We start from the raw sequence: 5,125 nt of genomic DNA, 5'->3' as shown, positions 1-5,125 counted from the left end.
TTAGGCTGGTCAGGTGGTTAGAAGTACAAGCCCCTGGCTTTAGACATGGGGTTGGTTTCTACGGAGTCCCTGACAGTTTCCACTCCTTAAGGTGGCTCAGACTCCTGCTGAGTGCGTCACCCCCAAACAAAAATAAGCCAGCCACGGCGGGCTGACGGAATATCCCCCCAGGGTGGCACCTGGGGCCTATATCCGGCTGGAAAACCCGCCGGCGATTAGCGAAACATACTACTCACCGAACTATCTTCATGGACCCGCCAAATCGTTTCTCCCAGCAAATTGGCCACCGAGAGAATGGTTAACTGTTCAAAGCGTCTGTCTTCTGGCAAGGGAATGGTATTGGTGACAATCACCTCTTCAAATACCCCACTGGAGAGACGCTCGATCGCCGGTGGAGAAAACACCGCATGAGTCGCACAGGCATAAACCTGTCTGGCTCCTTCTTTTCTCAGTAAGCGGGCACCTTCAGAAATCGTACCCGCCGTGTCAATCATGTCATCGACTAACACCGCCGTTTTTCCCTTCACGTCGCCAATCACATTCATCACTTCTGCCACATTATGCGCTTGACGACGCTTATCGATAATGGCCAGTGGGGCATCGTTTAACTTTTTCGCAAACGCTCTGGCTCTGGCTACTCCCCCCACATCTGGCGAAACTACCACGATGTCAGGGAGTTTCTTGCTCGCTAGGTAGTCCAACAACACCGGCGAGGCATAAACATGGTCAAACGGAATATCGAAATAGCCTTGGATTTGGTCTGAGTGCAAATCCATTGCTAAAATCCGGCTGGCCCCCGCTTGGGTAATTAAGTTGGCCACCAGCTTGGCAGTAATCGACTCGCGTCCCGCAGTTTTGCGATCGGCCCGGGCATACCCATAATATGGAATCACTGCTGTAATTTGCCTTGCTGAGGCTCGTCGGCAAGCATCGATCATAATCAGCAATTCCATCAGGCGATCGTTCACTGGGCGGCAAGTTGGTTGAATTAAATAAACATCGCACCCCCGGATAGACTCTTGAATTTGAACGTAAAGTTCACCATCGGCGAATCTTTTTCGTACCATTGGTCCCAAGTCTATTCCCAGGTAGCGAGCCACTTCCTGAGCTAGGGACACATTTGAAGAACCGGAAAATAGTCGCAGACGGCTATGGTCGGCAACAGTAGCCAAAGATGGCTGAAGGGTTAAAGTAGCAGAACGGATCACGGCAGACACTTTATCGCACGTTCATTCGTAGTAATTTTATCATCTCCTTCTCTAAATCCTCTCCCTAATTTCCCGGATCTCTACCGAAAGCAAGATCTCAATTCTTGACAAAGATAAAATTTCACTCTTCCACAACATTCCCTCATCGAGAAACCCAGGGCGATCGCGCCGTTTTGCCAACCTCCCAAGAAGCTCTTGGCTATGGGTTGCTATCTCGAACCGTTTTCGGCCAATCTGTTAGCCATTTTTTCCAAGGGCAACTGAGGAATTTTTAGGGCGGCATATTATAGCGTTTTTCCTCGCCAATGAAATGTTTACCCGGTTAAAAATACGCTAGGATCTAGGCGGTGAAGTGCATGTACTCCTCCCTTTGGCTGGATTGAAATCTCAAATGATGCGATCGCAATTCATCGATTTCGCTTTGCCCCCTCCCCGGCAACTCAGTAAAAAAACTTACTCCCTGCCGCGCTCCACCATCGCACAGCAGTCTGATTTACTGCAAAAGCGGGTCAACAAGGTGAAAGCCGATGCGATTGTCATCCCCCTTTCGGGTTATTTTTCGAGTCAATTCTCTTGCATGAACAAATAGGCTTTATGAGTTTAAAAGAGCGGATCGACCAACAAATCAAGGCGGCAATGAAGGCGAAAGATAAAATCCGCCTCGAAACAGTACGCAGCATCAAAAAACAAATCCTCGAAACCGAAGTCAGCCTTCGCCCCTCCGGGCAAGAAACCTTAACCGAAGCTCAAGAACTCGAGCTGTTATCCAAATTGGCCAAACAACGGCGCGAGTCGATCGAACAGTACGAACAAGCAAATCGCCCAGATCTCGCCGAACGAGAAGCCACAGAACTGGCAATTATTGAGGAATTCTTGCCCCGTCAGCTTGACGATGCACAAGTCAGCGCGATCGTCGATGAAATTATCGCCCGCGTCGGAGCCAGTTCCCCCAAGGATATGGGGAAAGTTATGGGGCCTGCGATGCAGCAGCTCAAGGGCAAAGCCGATGGTAAAAAAGTCCAAGACATGGTAAAAGCCAAACTCGGCAGTTAATTCTCAGGTTGAAATCTACCGTGGGGAGGTTGGGGTGGAAAGCTTTGCCAGCTTTTGGGCAAACTATGCCCTGGGTGGAAGTGCCCTGGCAAATCCTCAGCACACAACCCTGGGGCAATCATCATTGCTCTAACCCACCCGCCCAACTCCGCGCGGCGTTTCCCCTGCCCCGGCTTATTATGAATGCGGGTTATTTTCCATCGCGACATCAATCTCTGTGGCGAGTTTTGATATCCAGCCCGTCTCTGCCGAAGGTCCTCCCGAAATCACTTGCCCAAAATAGAAGGATTGACAACGGGACTGTCGTTGGCACGGGCACACTGCCTGCGCGTTAAGGCAATCTTTCTCAAAGTCGGTCTTGCTTACAATGAAAAATTGACACTGAACAAAATCGCTCCTCTCAATCCTTCTTTGTTCACTGTCCAATTTTCCCCTCGGTTCCCACATCCCTCTCCCCTATCACCCACTCACTGCTATGCAACCAGAAATTCCCAGTGGCACTATCTTACAAAACCGCTACCTCATCCTCAGTCTTTTAGGTCAAGGGGGGTTTGGCCGCACTTATCTGGCAGAAGACCGTGGGCGCTTTAACGAACGGTGCGCGCTCAAGGAATTCATTCCGACGCAAACCAATTCTTACGCCGTGCAAAAATCTGAGGAACTGTTCCAACGAGAAGCGGCAATTCTTTACCAAATTCAGCATCCGCAAATTCCGCAGTTCCGCGCTACTTTCGAGCAACAGGGGCGGCTGTTTTTAGTGCAGGACTATGTAGCGGGAAAAACCTATCGCAGCTTGCTCGATGACTATCGCGGGGCGGGGAAGACTTTTTCTGAGGCGGAAGTCTTGCAACTGATGCAGCAGCTTTTGCCAGTGTTGGACTACATTCACAGCCACGGAATTATCCACCGCGATATTTCGCCGGAAAATATTATTCTGCGTCAGCGCGATCGCTTGCCGATCCTGATAGATTTTGGTGTGGTTAAAGAACTGGCTACCTTGATCCAGTCCCCGCAAGCTACACCCCCCGCCACTACCGTCGGTAAGGTGGGCTATGCTCCTAGCGAACAAATCCAAACCGGTCGTGCTTACCCCAGCAGCGACCTTTATGCCTTAGCCGTCACCTGTGTGGTGTTGCTCACCGATCGCGAACCGCAAGAACTGTTTGATGATGTGAAACTGACTTGGCACTGGGAACGGTTCGTGCCCCAATCGGTGAGTAAAGGGTTGGCAGCGGTTCTCAATCGGATGTTGAGTTACCGACCCGGCGATCGCTTCCAATACGCTAAGGAAGTGGAACTCGCGATCGCCCCCCTGACGCCCCCTAGCCCGACTTTACCACCGGATCCGGATAGGTCCCAAATGCAAACCGTTGCTTTGGGCCAAGGAAATGCCGGAGGACCAAAGCCGCAAACTTCTCCCCCTACAGGGATTTCTTCAGGGAATGACTCTCTGTGGGATAATCCCGCCGCGATCGGATCGGGCATTGTTTTGATTCTCCTGCTCACCGGTTTTGGCTCTTGGGCGTTAGTTCGTTCTTTCCAAAATCTCGATCGCCCCGCCGATACCCCTACCGCTTCTCCTCTGTTTTCTGAGTCGGAGTTGCCTCCGGAGAGTCCCACTCCTCCGGTCCGTCTTCCCCTCCCCGACGGGGAAAGCCCCACCGCTTCTCCCACCGCTTCTCCCACCGCTTCTCCCACCGCTTCTCCCACCGCTTCCCCCACCGCTTCCCCCACCGCTTCCCCCACTCCCAGTCCGGGTGCGATCGCAAAACCTACCGAGGAGGAGTTACCTACACCTATGCCACGGCGATCGCCTTCCCGTCCTAACCCAGAACCGCCACCCCCAGAACCTCCGATTATTTCTAGCGTTCCCCTCAATGTCGATTCCGGCAGTACCACTTCTGTGGAAGGTACCGTAGAAGAAAACGAAATCATTAAATATATTGTTCGAGCAACGGCGGGACAAGACCTGAATGTGGGGGTGAGGAACCGAGGCATCCTGCTTAACGTTTGGGGTCCGAATCGCACCCCGATGATGGGTGCATCCAGAGGCGTCAACCAGTGGGAGGGCAGGTTAAGCACCACCGGCGAGTACACCATCGAGCTGTTTGCGTTACCCGGTTTCGCACCAAGCAATTTTAAACTCGACATTCGCTTAGATGCAGGCGATCGCCCTACCCCTCAGCCCACCCAACCCAGACCCATTCCACAACCGCCGCCTCGCATTCCAGACAGCCCTAGCCCCGAACCGATACCCCAACCCATACCCCAGCCCACCGTGGAGCCAACCGTGGAACCTTTACCCGCACCCACCCCCGAACCCTCCCCCGATCCGATGGGGGATCCCACACCCGAATCTCGACCCGCACCTACCCCGGAACCCACCCAATCGATGGATTCCGAGCGATTAAGCTTATCCGGTTCCCAAGGAAGCACCCAAGTGGGAGGTCGCACCACTTCCCAGACAAAGCGTTATGTGGTGTACGTGCAGGCAGGACAGCAACTTAAGGTGTCTCTGATTTCTGGCGCTGTGGGCTTAGATATCCGCTATCCCAATGGGCAATTAGTGGAAGATGGCTCGCGATTGGTTCAATGGCAAGGTCGAATCTCGCAAACAGGAGACTATAAAATTGATGTGGCCGCCGGACCGGGCATCAACTATGAATTGCAGGTGACGGTAAGTGATTAAAGGGGCTGTGGACAAAGGGTGCAAAAAAATTTTTTTTGCACCCTTGGGGGGAATTTTTTTTTTCGATGGATGAGTGGACAAAAAAGGGGGAAAGGGAGTAAAATGAAATTATAATGGGGTGGTAATTTCAAAGCAATGCTTTTATTGTTTAGCGGAGAGCAAGGGGAATGGGATT

At 52.1% G+C, this 5,125-nt stretch carries 4 protein-coding genes; 3 read left to right on the top strand and 1 reads right to left on the bottom strand.

Going from position 1 to position 5,125, the window contains the following annotated elements; translation table 11 throughout:
* Positions 1-215: 215 nt before the first annotated feature.
* Positions 216-1,208, bottom strand: coding sequence for a ribose-phosphate pyrophosphokinase (locus tag AC0QH1_RS31120; protein WP_324635323.1), 993 nt, complete (start codon positions 1,206-1,208; stop codon positions 216-218).
* Between the two features lie 352 nt (positions 1,209-1,560).
* Here AC0QH1_RS31120 and AC0QH1_RS31115 point away from each other — a divergent pair, with 352 nt between their 5' ends.
* From AC0QH1_RS31115 to AC0QH1_RS31105, 3 genes are all read left to right on the top strand, one after another.
* The gene (locus tag AC0QH1_RS31115) at positions 1,561-1,797 is read left to right on the top strand and encodes a hypothetical protein (protein ID WP_324635322.1); all 237 of its coding nucleotides are present in this window, start codon (positions 1,561-1,563) and stop codon (positions 1,795-1,797) included.
* Positions 1,798-1,802: 5 nt separating this feature from the next.
* On the top strand, positions 1,803-2,261 hold the full coding sequence (locus tag AC0QH1_RS31110; protein WP_324635321.1) for a GatB/YqeY domain-containing protein: 459 nt from the start codon (positions 1,803-1,805) through the stop codon (positions 2,259-2,261).
* A 475-nt stretch (positions 2,262-2,736) separates the two neighbouring features.
* Positions 2,737-4,950, top strand: a complete 2,214-nt coding sequence (locus AC0QH1_RS31105; RefSeq protein WP_324635320.1) for a protein kinase domain-containing protein — start codon at positions 2,737-2,739, stop codon at positions 4,948-4,950.
* Positions 4,951-5,125: the final 175 nt, after the last annotated feature.

The organism is Phormidium sp. CCY1219 (genome assembly GCF_055795085.1).
Note: the sequence above shows the minus strand (reverse complement) of the source record. Positions and strands in the feature narration are given on the sequence as shown.